The sequence below is a fragment of the Mesotoga sp. B105.6.4 genome (genome assembly GCF_002896535.1).
Taxonomy (GTDB): domain Bacteria; phylum Thermotogota; class Thermotogae; order Petrotogales; family Kosmotogaceae; genus Mesotoga.
The window spans coordinates 1-2,112 of sequence record NZ_JWIM01000018.1 but is presented as its reverse complement, the minus strand read 5'-3'; the positions used below and the strand labels follow the sequence as shown (position 1 = coordinate 2,112).

1 protein-coding gene and 1 pseudogene are annotated in these 2,112 nt (G+C 42.9%); one reads left to right on the top strand and one right to left on the bottom strand.

The genetic code is table 11. The features are described from left to right. Nucleotides 1-635 (bottom strand): annotated as a pseudogene (locus RJ60_RS05715) (reverse transcriptase domain-containing protein); the annotation flags it as partial. 532 nt (nt 636-1,167) lie between these two features. Between RJ60_RS05715 and RJ60_RS16015 the strand changes: the two are divergent. Further along, nucleotides 1,168-2,010: a transposase gene (locus RJ60_RS16015; protein WP_258006193.1), complete on the top strand. Its 843-nt coding sequence runs from the start codon at nt 1,168-1,170 to the stop codon at nt 2,008-2,010. The last annotated feature ends 102 nt before the right edge of the window (nt 2,011-2,112 follow it).

Here is a 2,112-nt window from a genome sequence, read left to right as displayed (position 1 = left end):
GTTCCTTGTGGAATGCCCTTTCCAGAACGATTACTAATGAAGGCATCGATAACGTGTTTCTCGACCTCGCTTACATTAAAGGCGCCATCATCCAGCTGCACAAAAAGATAGTCGTGAAGAATCGAATCAAAAAAGGAGCTAAAGTCATATTCAGCAACGAAGACCCGTCTTTCATTCGATAAATAGGAATATAAATCTTGAATTGCAAAGTGCGCATTTCTGTCATTTCTGTATGCATAAGAGTATGAACTAAATCTCTGCCTATTCTTTCTAATTAGTTTTCGGTAAATCAAAGTTGAAACAGCTGCATCAGGAAGCTGATAGCTCATTACTACCCTAAAAGTTCCATTGCTTTTGGGGATATGTTTGAGAAAAGGAGCTTCTGGTTCATACGTACCTCGAACGAGTTTTCGAGAAATCGAGTGCGCAATTTGCTTCAAATGTTTTATCACATAGAACGGATTGTACCTTCCGCTGTTACTCCATTCTTCTGGTTCTTTAACCTCTTTGGCAGACGACATCCCATTTCTTATTCTTCGAGCACAATTGCGCTGAAGATAATTATGATAGTCATGAAATTCAGAGATTTTGACTTCACAGAGTTTCCGCAGTTCCTCATAGAGTTCTTGTTCCAATTCAAACCTCCAAAAATGATCGAATCTGAAAACCAGATTCGATCATCTCCATGGGCACGCCCTGCCAAAAATAAGTTTTCAATTGTGCATCAGTCTTGAAACATCTGCACGCCAGACCAGCTCGTTGGAGCCCGAAAAAGGGGTACCCACTCGTTCCCTAAGAACTTTATTCAATCTTAGCACAGAATAAGCTTGAAGCAAATGTTGTTCCAAGAACAATTCGTTTTTTGCAGTAATTTGATTTTAGTTTCTTTCGGGACATACTCGATTATCTGCGTATCCGAAACGGTAATCTTCATTCACTAGGAGGGACTTACTGGCAGTGGTTCTCGGTTCTCTGAGAAGAGCAAAAAGAGCATGAGAGCCAGGTCTAGACTTTCAGAGAAACGATGAATAGGTGAGGAATACAGGGAATTGGCAATGTGTCTTTTGCTATAATCTGAGATGAAGCTTGACTTGATGCGAAAATGGGTAAAGACATTAGAAGACTTGTCAGTCCCCATTTTTGCGAACATTTCCGCAGTTAGAGGTGATGATGATGCCGAGGGCTGCTCGGGTTGTATTCGAAGGTGTTGTTCATCACATTACTCAGAGAGGTAATTACAGGCAGAGCATATTTGGGGATTCTGCCGACAGGAAGAAGTACATTGAGTTCGTCGGCGAGTATTCTAGAAAGTATCAGATGAAGATCTACGCTTACTGTCTCATGACCAACCATGTTCATTTCTTAGCGGCTCCCTTAAGAAGAGATTCCCTGGCAATGACTTTCAAATACGCCAATATGAGGTACTCCAGCTACTTCAATAAGAAGAACCGGAGATCGGGTCATCTCTGGCAGGGAAGGTTCAATTCCTGTCCATTGCATCATGATCACGCTCTTGAAGCGCTGAGGTATGTTGAGAGGAATCCCGTTCGCGCAAAGATGGTTCAGTTTCCCTGGGAATACGAATGGTCGAGTGCGAGAGAGCATGTGGAATTTATTGAGGAAATAGGCATTTCCGGTGAAGGCGAGGGCAATGAATCTGAGCACAGAAGTCAGGAATCAGTCATTGACCAATCTATTATCCAGGGTTCTTCAACTTACGAAGCTGAAAAGGTGTCTGAGGGGGATACTTCACTTAATCGGACTTCAGGATCATCTTTTAGGACTATAAAGCTTTCTTCGCTGAAGGATCACGATCTTAACTGGAGTCCCGAAGGCTGGAGAGAGTTTCTCGGCTTCCCCGATGAAGATGATTTTCTAAAAAGGATCAGGAGCAACACTTTCTCTGGAAGACCTTTGTTTGGAGATAATAACACTTCTGAAGTGAAGGAGGAGCTTGGTCTTTCAATAACAAGAAGACAAAGAGGCAGGCCAAGGAAGGAGAAGCCTTAGGAGCGTTCTTCGACGCTATGTGTCCAGGTTCTTGGTAAAAGAGGATGTAAGGGGGCAGAGGTAAGAGGTTTGAAGAGCGTGAAGATCTTGATCTTCTGACCT